Consider the following 18,312-nt stretch of genomic DNA (forward strand, 5'->3'; position numbering starts at 1 on the left):
CGTTCCGGTTCCCCGGCTATTTGGCAGTCGGCACCTTCCGGAGCACGACTGCGGCGAGCACCGATGCCCCCGCCATAAGCACCAGGGCAATGGTGGCCGTGATGTGGACGCCTGAGTCGAACGCGGCCCGGGCTGCGGTCATCACGGCCTCCGCCAGCGGTCCCGGGAGGGCCTGCGCCAGTTCCACCGCCCCGGCGAGCGTCTCGCCCGCCTGGGCTGATGCCTCGGCCGGCGCCGCGTCCGCGGCGCCGGCGGGAAGCCGGAGATTGCCCTGGTAGGAGGCTGTCAGGATCGAGCCGAGGATGGCGGTGCCCAGCAGGGAACCGATTTCGTAGCCGGTTTCGGAAATTGCGGCCGCCGCCCCGGACTTCTCCGCCGGGGCGGCTCCGAGGATCAGGTCGTTGGAGATGGTCTCCGCGGCGCCGACGCCCAGGCACAGCACCAGCAGGGCCGCCAGCAGCAGAGCAGGGCCGTTGCCGTGATCGCCGAAGGCCACGAGGAAGTAGCCGCCGGCGCTCAGGAGCAGCCCGCCCGCGACCACAAATCCAGGGCGGACCTTTTTCACCAGCGGCACCACCAGCAGCCCGGCCAGGACGGTCGCAATGAGCGCGGGGACCATCGCGACGCCGGATTCCGAGGGCGACTGCCCCTCGAGCAGCTGCAGGTGCTGGGCCAGGAACAGGATGAAGCCGTTGAAGGAGAACAGTGCCAGCACATTGGCGATGATGGCGGTGCTGAAGACCCGGTTGCCGAAGAGGCTGAGATCCAGCAGGGGGGCGGTCCTGTTTCGTTCGCCTGCGCCGTCCAGTGCCGCGGCGCGTGCCACGCCGTCCTGCCGCAGGCTGCCCGCCAGGAGCTGCCGCTGCCTCCGGATGAAGACGTAGCCCATCAGCAGGCCAAAGGCGATGGCGCCCAGCGGTTCCAGTCCCAAGCCGTGCGTGGCCAGGATCTTGATGCCATAAACCACCGGCACCATGACCAGCAGGGACAGGACGATGCTGGGCACGTCCACCCGGCCCGGGTTCGGGTCCCGGGATTCCGGGATCAGGGCCGGGCCGAGGACCAGCAGCGGCAGGATGATCGGCACGGCCACCAGCAGCACCGCGCCCCACCAGAAGTGCTCCACCAGCCAACCGCCGAAGATCGGACCCAGGGCGGCACCGCCGGAGAAACCGGCGGCCCAGATGGCCACGGCCAGCCGGCGCCGGTTGGGCTCGGGAAAGATGTTCCGGATCAGGGACAGGGTGGAGGGCATCAGCATGGCGCCGAAGAATCCCAGCCCCGCGCGCCCGGCAATCAGCCACTCGGCGCTGGGGGCGAAGGCCGTGACCGCCGAGACGGCAGCGAACCCGGTGCTGCCGATGAAGAGCAGTCGGCGGCGGCCGATCCTGTCGCCGAGGCTGCCCATCGCCACCAGGAGGCCGGCGAGGACCAGGGGATAGGCGTCGACAATCCAGAGCAGCTCCACGCCGGAAGCATCGAGGCTGCGCGCGATCGCCGGCAGTGCAAAGGTCAGGGCCGTGTTGTCGACGGCCACGAGCAGCACGGGAAACATCAGCAGGGCCAGCGCCAGCCAGTCGCGCCAGGGCGCGCGCGGCGCCTGGGACTGTATCGTTCCGGTGGCGGAGTTGCCGGCGGCGGGGCCGCCAACGGTGCCGGTGCGGGTGAATGATGCGTTGCTCATGCTGATAACTGTACCGTCTGGACGGTACAGTTAAGAAACCGACCGTTAAGTCACGGCCCCGCCGCGGGGCATGATTGGAACCATGGCCAGAAAACCCGTCGCCCGCGAAGCTGTCCTTGACGCGTTCGAATCCCTGCTTATCGAAGAGGGCGAACGCGCCGCGACGCTGGACGCCGTGGCCCGGCTGGCCGGCGTCTCCAAGGGCGGGCTGCTCTACCACTTCCCCAACAAGGAGGCGATGATTTCCGTCCTCCTTGAACGGCTGGACCGGCTGCTCGACGAGGACCTCGCCGCCATGGCTGCCGCGCCGGAAGGCGCCGCGGCGTTCTTCATCAAATCCTCCGTCTGGGCGGACACACCGCTGGACCGGGTCTTCGTGGCCGCCACCCGGCTGGCTGAGGTGGCCCACCAGGAAACCCTGCGCCGGATGGCCGCGGTGCAGGCGAGCTGGCTGGAACTGCTGGCGGCCGACGTCGGCCCCGCCATGGCCAAGCCGGTCCTCTACATGGGGGACGGGCTGTACTTCAACGCCATGCTGGCGCGCGGCCCGGGCGGCGCGCTCCCGGAGGTCGGCCCCGACGTCGAAAGCCTGCTCACCGCCCTCAAGCGGCTCCGCGGCTGAGTCGGCATCGCATAAAACCCTCCCGCACCTCTGGCGGCTGAACACCAGACGCTCCCGCACATCAGGTGCGGGAGCGTCTGGGAAATATCCGCCAGAGGTGCAGGAGCGTTTCCCGTTGTTCCGCCAGAAGTGCGAGAGCGTCTGTCGGGCGCGACGGCGGTCGCGGCGCGTCACTGGTTTGCGGACGCGGGCCCGGCGTAGGACAATAGGGGCTGTGACTGTTGTCACGCAAACTTAATATGCCTTTGATCTGCGGCGGGAGAGTTCTGCAAGTAGGTACAAGCAGGCGCCGTAGGAGCAAACCCTCCCCAGGAATCTCTCAGGCCCACGTACCGCCGCGGCAAGGCAACTCTGGAAAGTAGCAGGCTGTCATTTGACATGCTGTGCTCACCGACGGTGCAAGCGGAGCCCTGCGAGAGCACGGCTGCGCGGAAACTCTCAGGTCCAATACAGAGTGGGGAGGAACCCGAATCAATGTGGCGTACCCTGCGCCGCCTTAGTTATGGAGTTCCTTGTGACTGTTACCTCAGCCTCCACGTCCTTCGTTGACCGGCACATCGGCGCCCGCCGCCAGGCCGACGTCGACGCCATGCTGAAGGCTGTCGGCTACGACTCGGTCGATGCGCTCGTCGACACGGCCGTCCCGAAGGACATCCGGCAGGACTCAGCGCTGGCCCTCGGCCAGGCGCTCAGCGAAGTCGAGGTCCTCGCCGAGCTGCGCAAGCTCGCCGCGAAGAACAAAACCGCCGTCCAGATGATCGGGCAGGGCTACTACGACACCCTCACCCCGGCCGTCATCCGCCGCAACATCCTCGAAGCCCCGGCCTGGTACACGGCCTACACCCCGTACCAGCCGGAGATTTCCCAGGGACGGCTCGAGGCGCTGCTGAACTTCCAGACCATGGTCCAGGACCTTGTCGGCCTGCCCATTGCCAACGCCTCGCTGCTGGACGAAGCTACCGCCGTCGCAGAGGCCGTGCTCATGATGCGCCGGGCCAACAAGAACAAGACCGCCCACGACGGCAAGACCGTCCTCGACGCCGACTGCCTGCCGCAGACCATCGCGATCGTCAAGGGCCGCGCCGAGGCCCTCGGCTTCGAGGTCGAGGTCGCGGACCTCACCAAGGGACTTCCCGACGGCGTCATCAACGGCGTTGTCCTGCAGCAGCCTGGCGCCTCCGGCCGCGTCTTTGACCACACCGCAGTGATCGCCGACGCCAAGGAACGCGGTGCCCTCGTCACCGTCGCCGCGGACCTCCTGTCGCTGACGCTCATCACCCCGCCCGGCGAGCAGGGCGCCGACATCGCCGTCGGCTCCGCCCAGCGTTTCGGCGTCCCGCTGTTCTTCGGCGGCCCGCACGCCGCCTACATGGCGGTCCAGAAGGGCCTCGAGCGGTCCATGCCCGGCCGTCTGGTCGGCGTCTCCAAGGACAACGCCGGCGTCCCGGCCTACCGCCTCGCACTGCAGACCCGCGAGCAGCACATTCGCCGGGAGAAGGCCACCTCCAACATCTGCACCGCGCAGGCCCTGCTGGCGATCGTGTCCTCCTTCTACGCCGTCTACCACGGCCCGGACGGCCTGAAGGCAATCGCCGAGACCATCCACGGCCACGCCAGGACCATCGCCGCCTCGCTGAAGGCCGCGGGCCTGGACGTGCTGCACACCAGTTTCTTCGACACCGTGACCGTCTCGGTCCCCGGCAAGGCCACGCAGATCATCGCCGCCGCCGACGCCAAGGGCATCAACCTGCGCGGCATCGACGCGGACACCGTCGGCATCTCCGCCGATGAGGCCACGACGGCGGCCATCGTCGCCGACGTCGTCGCCGCCTTCGGCGCCACCGTTGCGGATTCCGCTGATGCCTTCGCGCTGGACTCCGCCGTCGAGCGCACCTCCGACTACCTGCAGCACCCGGTGTTCAACACGCACCGCTCCGAGACCCAGCTGCTGCGCTACATCCGCCGCCTCTCGGACCGCGACCTCGCCCTGGACCGCACCATGATCCCGCTGGGTTCGTGCACCATGAAGCTGAACGCCACGGCCGAAATGGAAGCCATCTCCTGGCCGGAGTTTGCCTCCATCCACCCCTTCGCCCCTGAATCCCAGACCGCCGGCTGGCGCGAACTGATCGAGGACCTCGAAGCCCAGCTGACCGAGATCACCGGCTACGACCAGGTCTCCATCCAGCCCAACGCCGGGTCGCAGGGCGAGCTCGCCGGCCTGCTGGCCATCCGCGGCTACCACCTCTCCCGCGGCGACGCCCAGCGCACCATCTGCCTGATCCCGGCGTCCGCGCACGGCACCAACGCCGCCTCGGCGGTGCTTGCCGGGATGAAGGTTGTTGTCGTGGCCACGGCCGCCGACGGCACGATCGACCACGCCGACCTGCAGGCCAAGATCGAGCTGCACAAGGACGCGCTCTCCGCGATCATGATCACCTACCCGTCCACCCACGGGGTGTACGACGCCGACGTCCGCGAGGTTTGCGACGCCATCCACGCCGCCGGCGGCCAGGTCTACATCGACGGCGCCAACCTCAACGCCCTCGTCGGGCTGGCCCAGCCGGGCCAGTTCGGCGGCGATGTCTCGCACCTGAACCTGCACAAGACCTTCTGCATCCCGCACGGCGGCGGCGGCCCCGGCGTCGGCCCGGTCGCGGCCAAGGCCCACCTGGCACCGTTCATGCCGGGAAATGCCGCTGATCCCGCCAACGGCGAAAGCGGGACCCCGATCTCCGCCTCACGCTACGGCTCCGCCGGCGTGCTGCCGATCTCCTGGGCCTACGTGAAGCTCATGGGCGGCGACGGCCTCACCGAGGCCACCAAGTCCGCGCTGCTCGCAGCCAACTACATCGCGGCCCGCCTGAACGACTACTTCCCGGTGCTCTACACCGGCGAAGGCGGACTCGTGGCCCACGAGTGCATCCTGGACCTGCGCGAACTCACGGCCAAGACCGGAGTCACCGCCGAGGACGTCGCCAAGCGGCTGATCGACTACGGCTTCCACGCCCCCACCCTGGCGTTCCCGGTGGCCGGGACCCTGATGGTCGAGCCCACCGAGTCCGAGGACATCGGCGAGATCGACCGCTTCATCACGGCCATGATCGCCATCCGCGCCGAGATTGAGCAGGTGGCGCACGGCGACTTCACCGTCGAGCACAGCCCGCTGCGCAACTCCCCGCACACCGCCGCCGCCGTCATCAGCAGTGACTGGGCCCGCGCGTACCCGCGTGAGCAGGCCGTCTTCCCGGTCCACACGCTCCGCCAGGACAAGTACTTCCCGCCGGTCGGCCGGATCGACGGCGCCGCAGGGGACCGCAACCTGATCTGCTCGTGCCCTCCCCTCGAAGCCTTCGAAGAGGACACAGCAGCCCACTCCGACGACTCCGCCAAATAAGGACAGCCAACGATGACTGAGAACCACACTGCCCTCTACGATGAGCACAAAAAGCTCGGCGCCTCCTTCACGGACTTCGGCGGCTGGCAGATGCCGCTCAAGTACAGCTCCGAGCTGGCCGAGCACCACGCCGTCCGAAAGTCCGCGGGCCTCTACGACCTCTCCCACATGGGCGAAGTCTGGGTCACCGGCCCCGACGCTGCGGCCTTCCTGGACTACGCCCTGGTCGGCAAAATCTCCGCAATGGCGGTCGGCAAAGCCAAGTACTCGCTGATCTGCAACGAGGACGGCGGCATCATCGACGACCTCATCACCTACCGCCGGGGCGAGCAGAAGTTCCTGGTGGTCCCGAACGCGGGCAACGCCAAGGTCGTGGCCGCGGCCCTGGCCGAGCGCGCTGCTTCCGGCAACGAGGGGAGCTTCGACGTCACCGTCGAGGACGCCTCCGCCGTGACCTCGCTGATCGCCGTGCAGGGCCCCAAAGCCCAGGAGATCCTGCTGCGCCTGGTTCCGGCCGCACAGCACGAACTCGTCACCGGCCTGAAGTACTACGCCGCCGTCGACGTCCCCTTCATGTTCGGCGGCACCAGCCAGGAGCTCCTCCTGGCCCGCACCGGCTACACCGGCGAGGACGGATTCGAGATCTTCGTCGCGAACGACGACGCCGCCGCCCTTTGGCAGGCGCTCGTGGCCATCGCCGAGGACGGCGAACTGACCCCGGCCGGACTCGCGTCCCGCGACTCGCTCCGGCTCGAGGCCGGGATGCCGCTCTACGGCAACGAGCTCTCCCTCGAGGGCGACCCCTTCGCCGCCGGCTTGGGGCCCGTCGTCGCCCTCTCCAAGGAAGGCGACTTCGTCGGCAAGGCCGCCCTCGCCGCCAAGAAGGAAGCAGGCGCCGGCGCCACCGCGGGCCGCAAGCTGGTCGGGCTCAAGGGCCTCGGCCGCCGGGCCGGCCGCGGCCACTACCCGGTCCTGAAGAACGGCAACACCGTCGGTGAAGTCACCTCAGGCCAGCCCAGCCCGACCCTGGGCTACCCGGTCGCGATGGCCTACGTCGACGTCGAGTTCACCGAACCCGGCACGGCCCTGGACATCGACCTCCGCGGCAAGGCTGAGCCCTTCGAGGTTGTCGCGCTGCCGTTCTACAAGCGCCAAAAGTAGTCCCCCGGATTTAGCACCACGACCACTTCAAGACTTAGGAAAAACACATGGCAAGAGTTGCCCCTGAACTGCAGTACTCCGACGAGCACGAGTGGGTTGCGCGGGAGGCCGGGAATGTTGTGTCCATCGGCATCTCGGCGGTCGCCACGGACGCCCTCGGCGACATCGTCTACGTGGACCTGCCCGAGGTCGGCACCACGGTCACCGCGGGGGAGACCTGCGGCGAGGTGGAGTCCACCAAGTCCGTCTCGGACCTGTACGCCCCCGTCACCGGCGAAGTCACCGAAACCAACCCGGCCGTCGTCGAGGACCCCGCGCTGATCAACAGCGACCCCTACGGTGCCGGCTGGCTCTTCAAGGTCGCCGCCGAGTCCGATGGCCCGCTGCTGTCCGCCCAGGAGTACGCGTCCAAGAACGGGGGCGAGCTGTGAACGCGGCCGCAGGCACCGACACAGCCGCAGGCACAGCGACTGTGTTCGAGCAGGTCGTCTCCCCGAGCCTGGACGCCGAGCTGTCCGCCCTGGATCCGGAGATCGCCGCAAAGATCGACGACGAGCTGACCCGCCAGCGGGACGGCCTGGAGATGATTGCCTCGGAGAACCACACCGCCAAGGCCGTGATGCAGGCGCAGGGGTCGGTGCTGACGAACAAGTACGCCGAGGGCTACCCGGGCAAGCGCTACTACGGCGGCTGCGAGCACGTTGACGTGATTGAGCAGCTCGCGATTGACCGGGTCAAGGCCCTGTTCGGCGCCGAGTACGCCAACGTCCAGCCGCACTCCGGCGCGCAGGCCAACGCCTCCGTCATGCACGCCCTGATCCGCCCGGGCGACACCATCATGGGCCTGAACCTGGCGCACGGCGGACACCTCACCCACGGCATGAAGATTAACTTCTCCGGCCGCCTGTACAACGTGATCCCGTACCAGGTCCGTGAGGACGACCACCGGATCGACATGGCCGAGGTGGAGCGACTGGCCCAGGAGCACAAGCCGCAGCTGATCGTCGCGGGCTGGTCGGCCTACGCCCGGCAGCTGGACTTCGCCGAGTTCCGCCGGATCGCCGATTCCGTGGGCGCCTATCTGATGGTGGACATGGCCCACTTCGCCGGTCTCGTCGCCGCCGGGCTGCACCCGTCCCCGGTGCCGCACGCCCACGTCACGACGTCCACCACGCACAAGACCCTCGCCGGTCCGCGCGGCGGCATCATCCTGTCCAACGATGCCGACATCGCCAAGAAGATCAACTCGGCGGTGTTCCCCGGCCAGCAGGGCGGCCCGCTGGAGCACGTGATCGCGGGCAAGGCTGTGGCGTTCAAGATCGCCGCGTCCCCCGAGTTCAAGGAGCGCCAGGAGCGTGTCCTGGCCGGGGCCCGGATCCTCGCCGAGCGGCTGGTCCAGCCGGATGTCACTGCCAGGGGCATCAACGTGATCTCCGGCGGCACCGACGTGCACCTGGTCCTCGTGGACCTGCGCAACTGCGAGCTGAACGGCCAGCAGGCCGAGGACCGCCTCGCGGAAATCGACATCACCGTCAACCGCAACGCTGTGCCGTTCGACCCCCGCCCGCCGATGGTCACCTCCGGGCTGCGCATCGGTACTCCCGCGCTGGCCACCCGCGGGTTCGGCGAGGCGGCTTTCGCTGAAGTTGCGGACATCATCGCGGAGGCCCTGACCGCCGACGCCGGCACGGACCTGTCCGGTCTGCGCTCCCGGGTGGAGGCCCTCGCCGCCGCCCACCCGCTCTACCCCTCGGTTGCCAACCTCGCCTAAGGGACGTATTACAGGTAGTAGAAGCAGTACAGATCACGACGCCGGGCCGCCGCCACAAGCTGCCGCCCGGCGTCGTGCATCCGGCGGAACCGCCGCCACCCGGCGGCCGCACCGCCTTCCGGCAGGACCATCTGCCGGGCCACAGTTAGAGCTAGTTAGGAACGACAATGGCCGTTGGAGTCTTCGACCTTTTTTCCATCGGAATAGGGCCCTCCAGTTCACACACGGTGGGCCCCATGCGGGCTGCCGCCGTGTTCGCCGAAGAACTCAAGGCCTCCGGTGACCTGGACAAGGTGGCATCGCTGCGAGTTGACCTGTACGGTTCCCTCGCCGCCACCGGCCACGGCCACGGCACCATGACCGCCATCCTGCTCGGTCTGGAAGGCTTCCACCCCGAACTGATCCTCCCCGAGGAAGTGGAGGAGCGGCTCGCCGCGATTGCCGAGACCGGGAAACTGCAGCTGGCCGGCACGGTACAGCTTCCCTACGGCGTCCAGGACATGATCCTGCGCCCCCTGACCATCCTGCCCCGGCACACCAACGGCATGACGTTCACCGTCTCCGACGCCGGCGGGGAAGTCGTGCACAGCGCCACCTTCTTCTCCGTCGGCGGCGGCTTCATCGTCCGCGAGGGCGAGGAGGACTCGGCGCTCAAGGAACTCGACGAATCCAAGAAGGAACTGCCCCTGCCGTTCCGCACCGCCGCGGAACTGCTGGGCCGCTGCCAGTCCAAGGGCCTCTCGATCGGCGAGATCATGTTCGTCAACGAGCGCGCCTCCCGCACCGAGGCCGAGATCCGCGAAGGCCTCCTGCACATCTACTCCGTAATGGAAGGCTGCGTCGAGGTCAGCCTCAAGCGCGAAGGACTGCTGCCCGGCGGGCTCAAGGTCCGCCGCCGTGCGCCCGACTGGCACGAACGCCTCATGAAGGAAACACGCGGCCAGGACCCCGACTACCGGGACCCGAAATACTGGCAGGAATGGGTCAACCTGATCGCCCTGGCCGTGAACGAGGAAAACGCCTCGGGCGGCCGTGTGGTCACGGCCCCGACGAACGGCGCCGCCGGCATCATCCCCGCCGTGCTGTACTACGCCCTGCACTTCGCGCCGGGCATGGACAAGGCCACCCAGGCCGACCGCGACGACGTTGTGGTCAAGTTCCTGCTGACCGCGGCCGCCATCGGGGTGCTGTACAAGGAACAGGCCTCGATCTCCGGCGCCGAGGTCGGCTGCCAGGGCGAGGTGGGCTCGGCGTCGTCGATGGCAGCGGCAGGCCTGGCCGAAGTCATGGGCGGCACGCCGCAGCAGGTGGAGAACGCCGCGGAAATCGCGATGGAGCACAACCTCGGCCTGACCTGCGACCCGATCGGCGGCCTCGTGCAGATCCCCTGCATCGAACGCAACGCCATCGCGGCGGCCAAGGCCATCAACGCCGCCAAGATGGCGTTGTGGGGCGACGGCTCGCACCGGGTGTCCCTCGACGAGGTCATCGTCACCATGCGGGAGACCGGGCGGGACATGAGCTCCAAGTACAAGGAGACCGCGATGGGCGGGCTCGCCGTGAATGTCGTGGAGTGCTGAGTCAGTTGTTGAGCGCCATCCAGAGATTCAGCGACGAGGCGAACACAATCCAGGCCAGGTAGGGCAGCAGCAGGAGCCCGGCCGCGCGGCTGATCGGTCCGAAATACAGCACGGTGACGGACACGGCCACCGCCAGGGCCACAATGATGACAAAGGCGATCCACAGGGCCGGGGTGCCGAGCGACGGGTACAGGCCGAAGAAGACCGGCGTCCACAGCAGGTTCAGCACCAGCTGGACGGCGTAGGCGGTGAGGGCCGGTCTCGTCCCCTCCGCCCGGCTCCGCCAGACCAGCCAGGCGGCTACGGCCATCGCGGTGTACAGGGCCGTCCAGACCGGCCCGAACACCCAGTTCGGCGGTGACCACGGCGCCTTGTCCGCGGTGGCGTACCAGCCGTCGACGTTGTTGGCGGTGGCGAGTCCGCCGAGTCCCGCGACCAGGGCGGAGGCCGCGAGGAAGACCAGCAGTCCCAGCAACTGGGGTCCCAGCGCACGCTTGGCGGGCGCGTTTTCCCGGCTTCCGGATCCTGCGGCTAATGATTGCTGATCAGGCGGCATGCTTACAGCGTAGCGGGTCCGTTCCGGGCGGGAACAGGGGGCCGGGCGGATAGACTTGAACCTGCATGTCCGCATGCCGCCGACGCTCGTACCGCAATGATTGGATGCCGCACCCTTGCGTGAATTCACCGCCCGCTTCGCCTCTGCCGACGAGATCGCCAACTGGGACTCCCACGTCACCGCGAACCCCAACGGCGGCAATCTCCTGCAATCGGAAGCCTTCGCCGAGGTCAAGCAGCACTTTGGCTGGAAGCCCCTGCACCTGGTGTACGAGACGGCCGATTACACCAGCTACAACCTCATCCTGGAGAAGTCCTTCCCGCTCCTGGGCAAGCTCTGGTACCTGATCAAGGGCCCGGATGTGGCAACGGTTGCGGACATTCCCGGCATCGCCGCGGCCAACGCGGAGTTCGTCAAGCGTGCCCGGCTGGGCGTCTTCGCCATCAAGATCGAGCCGGACATCGTGCTGTCCGCGGAGGCCACGCGGGTGATCGAAGGAGCCGGGCTGGTTAAGACCCACAACCTGCAGCCCAACGACTCCACGGCCCTGCTCGACATCTCCCCGGAACAGAACCAGCTCCTGCGCAACCTGCACTCCCGCGGCCGCAACGCCGTCCGGCGCGCCATCCGCGAGGACGTGGTGGTCCACAACGTGGAACCCACTGAGGAAAACTTCCGAGCCATGTACGCGCTGATGACCAACACCGTGGAAGCCAAGTCCCAGGTCCGGGTCCGCGAATACGAGTACTACCGCCAGTTCTGGACCAACTTCATCAACCGTGGCCAGGGCAGGCTGCTCTTCGTCTTCGAGGACGGTGTGCCCTCCGTCGGTGCCTTCGTCATCAACTACGGACGCAAGGGCACGTACAAGGACGGCGGCTCGCTGCAGAAACGCGGCCAGTACGGCGACTCCCACCTGGTGCAGTGGACGGCCATCAACCAGCTCAAGGACCTCGGCTGCACCGAATACGACTTCTGCGGCACGCCCCCCAGCGACCAGCTCAAGGACACGTCCAACCCGTTCCACGGACTGGGCCTGTTCAAGACCAGCTTCAGCAAAACTGTGACCGACTTTGTCGGCTGCTACGACCAGGTGCTGAGCCCGCTGAAGTACAAGGCCTGGATGGCCGCGGGGGAACGCGTCGCCCGCCAGCTCTACACCCGCCGCACGGGCCAGCAGTTCTACTAAACCGGCTGCCACGGAAATTAAGGACGCCGGAATGACCCAGGAACCCCACGGCCGCCGCAGGCCGCACACCGACGGGCTGCCCAGGACCGAGCCGATGTCGGCCACGCAGGTGCGCCAGAACGCCGCGGCCAAGCGGATGCTGCGCCGGCTGGTCCAGGGCGAGAACCCGCCGACCGCGCCGATGAGCATCGTGGACCGTCTCGCCGGAAGCCCTTATGCCAACCCGATGATCCAGGTGGGCGGGGTGGACACCTCTGCCCGCAAGACCATCGACTTCGCGCTGCACCTTGCCGAGTCCATGTTCCGGTACGGCGCCGGCGCCCTCGAAGTGGAAACCAGCATCATCGCCATCACGGCAGCGCTGGGGCTCAAACACATCGAAGTGGACATCACCAACCAGTCCGTGGCGATCAATTACGCCCCCAAGGACCAGACGCCCATCTCGCTGTTGCGTGTGGTCCGGTCCTGGACCAACAACTACGCGGGTCTCTCCCAGGTCCACCAGCTGGTCACTGAAATCGTGGCCGGCGGGGTTGGCCGTGAGGAGGCCGTCCGCCGACTGGAGGAGATCACCCGCAGCGCCAAGCCGTTCCCGCGCTGGATGGTCACCGTGGCCTTCGGGATCTTCTCCGCCGTCTTCGTGGGTGTGCTCGGCGGGGGCCCCGGAGCCTCCGCGGTGGCGTTCGTGTCCAACCTGCTGGTCAGTCTGCTGGCCCGGCAGCTGGGCCGCTGGCGCACGCCCGACTTCTTCATCACCGCTTCCTGCTCCTTCGTCGTCACCTTCATCGCCCTGCTGCTATGGCGGTTCGGGAGCCTGATAGGAATCCAGATCGCCCCGGCCATCGTGGTGGTCGGCGGGATCCTGCTGCTGCTGCCGACCGGACGCCTGGTGTCCTCGGTCCAGGATGCGATCAACGGCTTCCCGGTCACGGCGGCCGGCCGGTTCCTGTCCACCATGCTGACGTTCGGCGCGCTCGTGGCCGGCATCGCCGTGGGATTTGTGGTGGGGGACATGACCGGGATGGAAGCCATCGACGTCACCGAAACATTCCCGCCGGCGTATGACTTGTGGGTGGTGGTCATCCTGATCGCCATCGCGGTGCTGATGATCGGCATCACCGAACAGACCGGCTGGGCCCTGCTGCTGCCGACCGCGGCCGTGGGCGTGGTCGGCTACCTGGTGCTGATTGGGGGCGAAGCCCTGGGCATCGGGCCGCGCTTTTCGCCCGCCCTGGCCGCCGTCGTCATCGGCCTGCTGGCCCGGGTTGTGGCGCTCCGGATGGGCGCCCCGCAGCTGGTGGTGGCCGTCCCGGCGGCGCTGATCCTGCTGCCCGGGCTGACCATATTCCGGTCCATGTATGTATTGACCATTGAGGAATCCGAGATCCTGCTCGGTGCCGGGGGCATGCTCAACGCCGGTGCCATCGTGATGGGTGTCGCGGCCGGTATCGTGCTCGGTGACACGCTCGCCCGGCCCCTGACCCGCAGCCTGGCCAGCAACGAACGCCGGCGGGCGCGGCGCCGCTAAATCTGGCCGATCGGCATCTTCTTCTCGGCCTGGAAGTCGTCCTCCACCCGGCCCATGGCCCAGTAGCCGGACAGCGAGACCTGGGAGCGCTCCAGCCCGCGCTGCGCGTAGAGCACCTCCCGCAGGCTCTTCATGTAGCCGCGCTCTCCGTGCGCAAAGACCTGCACCCGGCCCTCCGGCCACGTGGCCTCGCGCACCGCGCTGACCAGCAGTCTGCTGGCCCCGGCAGGCACGCCGCCGCGCAGGAGCCAGCGCAGCTCCACACCGGCCGGCGCGGCGATGGCCTGGATGTCGGCGTCACTGTCCACCTCGAGGAAGGCGAGGCCGCGGGCATCCTCCGGCAGCGATTCGATCGAGGCGCTGATGGCCGGCAGGGCGGACTCGTCGCCCGCGAACAGGTACCAGTCCGCGGCCGGATCCGGGTTGTAGCCGCCACCCGGCCCGGTGAAGGTCAGGGCGTCGCCGGGCCGGGCGGCAGCGGCCCACGGGCCTGCGAGGCCTTCGTCGCCGTGGATCACGAAGTCGATGGCGAGTTCGCCGGCCGCCTCGTCGACCCAGCGGACCGTGTAGGTCCGGGTGTGCGGCCATTGGCCGCGCGGCATGGTTTCCCGGATTTCCCAGAGGTCCAGGGGCTCCGGGTAAGTGACCCCGGGCTGGGGGAACACGATCTTGATGTAACGGTCCACGAAGGCGTTGTTCACGTAACCGGCGAAGCCCGGGCCGCCGGCGATGATCCGGACCATGTGCGGCGAGAGCTGCTCGCGGCGCAGGACCGTGAGGTTGGTCTGCGGGCGGGATTTCCGGGTGGCCGAGGTGGCGGCGGGGACTGGGGTCATAGGACTAAGCCTAGCTAAAGAGTCTGGGCGGAACCCCGACTGTGAAGCCGGCTACGGGAGCGGCGGGAGTTCCCAATCCACCGTGCCGTCACCCTGTTCCTGGAGCAGGGAATTGGCGTGGCTGAACGGCCGGGAGCCGAAGAACCCGCGCGAGGCCGAGAGCGGACTGGGGTGGGCGCTGGTGATCAACGGGGTGGGTCCCAGCAGCGGCCGGACGGCCTCGGCGTCCTTCCCCCACAGGATGGCAACGAGGGGCTTACGGGACCCATCGGCGGCGAACCGGTTGGCAACGGCGCGGATCGCCGCCGTCGTGACGGCTTCCCAGCCCTTGTTCCGGTGCGAGCCGGCCGCCCCTGCCCGGACGCTCAGAACCCTGTTCAGCAGCAGCACACCCTGGTCCGCCCAGCGGCTGAGGTCGCCGTGGATCCGGGGCGGCAGCCCCAGATCGGCCTCGAGTTCCTTGTAGATATTGGCGAGGCTGCGCGGGATGGGCCGGGTGGCGCCGTCCACGGCGAAGGACAGCCCGACGGCATGGCCGGGCGTCGGATACGGGTCCTGGCCCACGATCAGTACCCGGACCCCCGCCAGCGGCTGCCGGAAGGCCCGCAGCACGTTCGACGGCGACGGCAGGACCTCGTGGCCCTCGGCAGCTTCCCGGCCCAGGAACGCCAGTACGTCGCGCAGGTTCCCCTCGACCGGGGCCAGCGCCTCGGCCCAGTCGGCAGCCACGAGCTCCAGCAATGGCAGGCGGGCCAGCTCGGCGAAGCCGACGGCGTGGGTCACTGCGGGCTCCAGCTCGAAAAGGGCATCGGAGTCAAGGGAGTCGGAGGCGGGCACAGGGTCCATTCTCGCAGGGTGTCGAATGACAAGGCTGTTATTCGCCCGTAACATGGGTGGAGACTTTTCACCGGATCCAGCCGTACCGGAACAAGCAGGGAGTGTGGCGTGGCCGAACAAGCGCAGGAGCACCTTTCGACGGCGGACGCCGTTGCCGCCGGGACCAGCCCCGAGTCGCCGCTGAGCAGCCGCGACCAGCAGATGCTGGCGCTGGAACGGCAGTGGTGGAAATACGCCGGCGCCAAGGAACAAGCCATCCGGGAGCTCTTCGATCTCTCCGCCACGCACTACTACCAGATCCTCAATGCCCTCATCGACACCGAGGATGCACTGGCCCACGATCCCATGCTGGTGAAGAGATTGCGTAGACTACGTACGTCACGCCAACGTGCGCGCACTGCTCGCCGTTTGGGCTCAGACGCGTAAAGCACAGCCGGAAGCGCGGATTCCCGCGCGGACGCCGGCGTGGGCAAATCGTCAGAAATCAGCAAGGACGTCGTTTTTACCATGACCAAATACGCTCGGGATGAATTTGATCGGGTCCCGGAGACCCCCACACGCCAGGGTGTCCACCGGGCAGTCGCCGAATCCCGCAGTCGCGGCCGCTTGGGGTCCATCCTGGCCGTCGGCGTCGCAGCCCTGGCCGTCGGACTCGTGACCTTCCTGATCCTGCCGAAACTTGGCTTCTCGTCCGCCGGAGAAACGACGGCTGTATCGGCCGAGCAGGGCAGCGGCAGCGCCGCTGCTTCGCCCGCCACCACGGACTCCACGCCCGTGCCCGGCTCCGAGCCATCCAGCCCGGCGGCGTCCGCCCCCGCGGAGGCAAATCCGGCGGCCAGCGCGCTGCCCTCCGCATCCGCTACACCCTCCGCAGCTGCCGCAGTCGACAAGACCCAGCCGGTAGCGGTCTTCAACGGCACCACCACCGCGGGACTGGCGAACCGTGTCGGCGGGACGGTCTCGACCGCCGGTTGGAAGATCGGCACAATGGGAAACTGGGGCGGTGCGCCCCAGCAGCGCTCCGTCATTTTCTACAGCGGCGCCGCTCAGAAGGGCAACGCCGATGCCCTGGGCGAACTCCTCGGCATCCCGACTGTCGTGGACTCGGCTGAATTCCAGCTCCCACTCGTCGTGGTACTGGCACCCGGTTTCCAGTAGTCCGTTCCGGTTACGCCTGAATAACTATTCGCCGCCTCACCCGCCGCCGCCCTGCGCTCCGGCCCGAGGCTGTGGGTACAGTATTTGCGGACTGCGTTTGCATCCCGTCTTTGCGTTCTGCGTTTTGCATTCTGCGTTTTGCATTCTGCGGGTCGCAATCCGCGGCCCACATTGTGGTGGGCCGCCCGCCAGCCGACTGAAAGTGTGGACACCATGGCATTGGGAACCGTCAAATGGTTCAACGCCGAGAAGGGCTACGGATTCATCACCGTGGACAGCTCGGGGGCCGACGTCTTCGTGCACTGGTCTGCCATTGTGGGGGAGGGCTACCGTGCCCTGGATGAGGGGCAGCGCGTGGAACTCGAAGTCGGCGAGGGCGAAAAAGGCCCGCAGGCCGAAAGCGTCCGGCCCGTCCAGTGACCCCCGCCGCCGCGCCGCCCGCGCCGCAGGGCCCTGACGACCGGACCGCTGCTCAGAGGGCCCCCGGCAGCGTCCTGCCGCGCCGGGCTGTGGCCCTGCGGGCCGGCCGTGCCGTGGCCGTGGCCGCGGCTGCCGCCCTGACCATGACCGCGTGCCTTGGGCCCACGGGCGGTGCCCGCGTGGGGCAGGCGGACGCGAGCGGCGACGGTAGCCTGCGGATCGGGCTGATCCTCGACAACACCGGCCCGCAGAGCTTCCTCAACGCGCCCCAGCTGGCAGCCGCAAGGCTTGCCGTCAGGGAAATCAACGCCGCGGGCGGCCACAAGGGCAAACCGGTGGAGCTGCTCCCGGAGACCATCAGCGCGGACACCGCCGCGCAGGCCAAGGCGCTCGTGGCCGCCGAAGCCGACGTCGTCATCGGGCCGACGGACTCAAGCCGGGCGCCTGCGGCCATCGATGTCCTGTCCAAGGCCAAGATCACCATCATTTCCCCCGCCAACGCCGCCAGCGGGCTCAGCAGCCATGAGAGCGGCGGCTACTACTTCCGGACCTCGGCAGCCGACATTGCCCAGGCCCCCGTGCTGGTCAAGCTCGCAAAGGACGGCGGTGCCGCCACCCTCGCCGTCGTCTTCGAGGAAGGCAGCTATGGCAAAGACCTTTCCAACGCTGTCGCCGCCGCCGCCCGGCAGTCCGGCCTGGGGTCCGTCACCGTTGCCGGGTTCGCCCCGGGCCGTGCCCAGCAGGCGGCCGCTGCCGTCAAGGCAGCAGCTCCCGACGCCGTCGTACTGGTCTCGCGGTCAGGGGCGCAGGGCGTCATCGCCGAACTGAACAACGCCGGCGTTGCTGGAAGGAAGCTCATCCTCAGCGACGGGGCGGTCAACCAGTACGGTTCAGGCCTGGGATCCAGCGCCCTCGAGGGCGCCCGGGGTATCCTTCCGGGGACCTTCGCCTCCGCGCACTTCCAGGGCGAACTGGTCTCCGTGGATCCGGGGCTGAAGGACATGACTTTTGCCGCTGAGACGTACGACGCGGTCAACCTCGCCGCCACTGCGGCCGCCGCCGCGGAGGACGACGCCGGAGCCTCCATCGCAGCCGCCCTGATCGCCGTCTCGGGAGGCCAGGTCCCGACATCCGGCGGCGCAGGGCCTTCCGGCGACGCCGCAGTCTGCAAGAGCTACCAGGAGTGCCTCGACGCCCTCCGGGCCGGCAAACGGCCCGATTATGACGGGGAATCCGGGCGGATCAGCTTCGACGTCCACGGTGACGTCACCACCGCCAACTACGTCATCTACACCTACGGCGCGGACAACACCGCAACCATGAGCGGCAGCGAGACAGCCAGCAGCAGCGGGAGTTAATCGCCCGTAGCGTATTGCACGTACCGGGGCGCCGCCAGCTGGTCGATGCGGGGCCGGCCGACGCGCCCACTGCTTGCACTCTCCCCGGGGGAGTGCTAATTATTGAGTTAGCACTCCCGCGTATTGACTGCTAAAACGACGCCCGGTTCGCCCGGTCGCCAAGTTGCAGCAGCCGCCTCCGGGAGCGAAAGAAATACCTGGCTGGGGTGAGATCC

Annotated in this window: 17 protein-coding genes and 2 riboswitches; of the genes, 12 read left to right on the forward strand and 5 right to left on the reverse strand. The window is 68.2% G+C overall.

The window, feature by feature from the left end; genetic code table 11:
* Positions 1 to 16 precede the first annotated feature (16 nt).
* On the reverse strand, positions 17 to 1,555 hold the full coding sequence (locus ABIC21_RS06910; RefSeq protein ID WP_502935971.1) for an MFS transporter: 1,539 nt from the start codon (positions 1,553 to 1,555) through the stop codon (positions 17 to 19).
* Positions 1,556 to 1,766: 211 nt separating this feature from the next.
* On the opposite strand from ABIC21_RS06910, the gene ABIC21_RS06915 reads away from it, so the two are divergent.
* The 5 genes from ABIC21_RS06915 (at position 1,767) to glyA (ending at position 8,635) form a co-directional block, all read left to right on the forward strand.
* Positions 1,767 to 2,306, forward strand: coding sequence for a TetR/AcrR family transcriptional regulator (locus tag ABIC21_RS06915; RefSeq protein ID WP_354349680.1), 540 nt, complete (start codon positions 1,767 to 1,769; stop codon positions 2,304 to 2,306).
* Positions 2,307 to 2,552: 246 nt separating this feature from the next.
* Positions 2,553 to 2,651: riboswitch (glycine riboswitch) on the forward strand.
* 1 nt (position 2,652) lies between these two features.
* A riboswitch (glycine riboswitch) is annotated at positions 2,653 to 2,769 on the forward strand.
* A 39-nt stretch (positions 2,770 to 2,808) separates the two neighbouring features.
* A complete protein-coding gene (gene gcvP, locus ABIC21_RS06920; protein ID WP_502935961.1) occupies positions 2,809 to 5,703 on the forward strand; it encodes an aminomethyl-transferring glycine dehydrogenase in 2,895 nt (964 codons plus the stop codon).
* Between the two features lie 12 nt (positions 5,704 to 5,715).
* Entirely contained in the window at positions 5,716 to 6,864 is a 1,149-nt protein-coding gene (gene gcvT, locus ABIC21_RS06925; RefSeq protein ID WP_354349682.1) for a glycine cleavage system aminomethyltransferase GcvT, read from the forward strand.
* Positions 6,865 to 6,911: 47 nt separating this feature from the next.
* Positions 6,912 to 7,295 carry a glycine cleavage system protein GcvH gene (gene gcvH / locus ABIC21_RS06930; RefSeq protein ID WP_354349683.1) on the forward strand — a complete coding sequence of 128 codons (384 nt, stop codon included), beginning with the start codon at positions 6,912 to 6,914 and terminating at the stop codon, positions 7,293 to 7,295.
* Positions 7,292 to 8,635 (forward strand): serine hydroxymethyltransferase, encoded by a 1,344-nt coding sequence (gene glyA, locus ABIC21_RS06935; protein ID WP_502935962.1) that lies wholly within the window; start codon positions 7,292 to 7,294, stop codon positions 8,633 to 8,635. The genes gcvH and glyA overlap by 4 nt, the downstream gene beginning before the upstream one ends.
* Before the next feature lie 8 nt (positions 8,636 to 8,643).
* Here the strand turns inward: glyA and ABIC21_RS06940 are convergent, their stop codons facing one another.
* Positions 8,644 to 8,766, reverse strand: coding sequence for a hypothetical protein (locus ABIC21_RS06940; protein WP_354349684.1), 123 nt, complete (start codon positions 8,764 to 8,766; stop codon positions 8,644 to 8,646).
* Positions 8,767 to 8,802: 36 nt separating this feature from the next.
* Here ABIC21_RS06940 and ABIC21_RS06945 point away from each other — a divergent pair, with 36 nt between their 5' ends.
* The gene (locus ABIC21_RS06945; protein WP_354349685.1) at positions 8,803 to 10,215 is read left to right on the forward strand and encodes an L-serine ammonia-lyase; all 1,413 of its coding nucleotides are present in this window, start codon (positions 8,803 to 8,805) and stop codon (positions 10,213 to 10,215) included.
* Position 10,216: 1 nt separating this feature from the next.
* On the opposite strand, the gene ABIC21_RS06950 is transcribed toward ABIC21_RS06945, so the two are convergent.
* A complete protein-coding gene (locus ABIC21_RS06950) occupies positions 10,217 to 10,771 on the reverse strand; it encodes a TspO/MBR family protein (protein WP_354349686.1) in 555 nt (184 codons plus the stop codon).
* A 115-nt stretch (positions 10,772 to 10,886) separates the two neighbouring features.
* Between ABIC21_RS06950 and ABIC21_RS06955 the strand changes: the two genes are divergently transcribed.
* Both ABIC21_RS06955 and ABIC21_RS06960 read left to right on the forward strand, forming a co-directional pair.
* The gene (locus tag ABIC21_RS06955; RefSeq protein ID WP_354349687.1) at positions 10,887 to 11,960 is read left to right on the forward strand and encodes a lipid II:glycine glycyltransferase FemX; all 1,074 of its coding nucleotides are present in this window, start codon (positions 10,887 to 10,889) and stop codon (positions 11,958 to 11,960) included.
* Positions 11,961 to 11,991: 31 nt separating this feature from the next.
* A complete protein-coding gene (locus tag ABIC21_RS06960) occupies positions 11,992 to 13,488 on the forward strand; it encodes a threonine/serine exporter family protein (protein ID WP_354349688.1) in 1,497 nt (498 codons plus the stop codon).
* On the opposite strand, the gene ABIC21_RS06965 is transcribed toward ABIC21_RS06960, so the two are convergent.
* The gene (locus ABIC21_RS06965; protein WP_354349689.1) at positions 13,485 to 14,324 is read right to left on the reverse strand and encodes a siderophore-interacting protein; all 840 of its coding nucleotides are present in this window, start codon (positions 14,322 to 14,324) and stop codon (positions 13,485 to 13,487) included. The genes ABIC21_RS06960 and ABIC21_RS06965 overlap by 4 nt on opposite strands.
* A gap of 51 nt (positions 14,325 to 14,375) precedes the next feature.
* Positions 14,376 to 15,170, reverse strand: coding sequence for a uracil-DNA glycosylase (locus ABIC21_RS06970; RefSeq protein WP_354349690.1), 795 nt, complete (start codon positions 15,168 to 15,170; stop codon positions 14,376 to 14,378).
* A 99-nt stretch (positions 15,171 to 15,269) separates the two neighbouring features.
* On the opposite strand from ABIC21_RS06970, the gene ABIC21_RS06975 reads away from it, so the two are divergent.
* The 4 genes from ABIC21_RS06975 (at position 15,270) to ABIC21_RS06990 (ending at position 18,097) form a co-directional block, all read left to right on the forward strand.
* Positions 15,270 to 15,587: a DUF3263 domain-containing protein gene (locus tag ABIC21_RS06975; protein ID WP_502935963.1), complete on the forward strand. Its 318-nt coding sequence runs from the start codon at positions 15,270 to 15,272 to the stop codon at positions 15,585 to 15,587.
* 81 nt (positions 15,588 to 15,668) lie between these two features.
* The gene (locus ABIC21_RS06980) at positions 15,669 to 16,319 is read left to right on the forward strand and encodes a LytR C-terminal domain-containing protein (RefSeq protein ID WP_354349691.1); all 651 of its coding nucleotides are present in this window, start codon (positions 15,669 to 15,671) and stop codon (positions 16,317 to 16,319) included.
* A gap of 213 nt (positions 16,320 to 16,532) precedes the next feature.
* Complete coding sequence (locus ABIC21_RS06985; protein WP_354349692.1) at positions 16,533 to 16,739, forward strand: cold-shock protein; 207 nt, start codon at positions 16,533 to 16,535, stop codon at positions 16,737 to 16,739.
* Positions 16,736 to 18,097 carry an ABC transporter substrate-binding protein gene (locus ABIC21_RS06990; protein WP_502935964.1) on the forward strand — a complete coding sequence of 454 codons (1,362 nt, stop codon included), beginning with the start codon at positions 16,736 to 16,738 and terminating at the stop codon, positions 18,095 to 18,097. Before ABIC21_RS06985 ends, ABIC21_RS06990 begins: the two co-directional genes overlap by 4 nt.
* Positions 18,098 to 18,312: the final 215 nt, after the last annotated feature.

This window comes from Pseudarthrobacter sp. PvP090, from assembly GCF_040547365.1.
In the GTDB taxonomy this organism is placed as follows: domain Bacteria; phylum Actinomycetota; class Actinomycetes; order Actinomycetales; family Micrococcaceae; genus Arthrobacter.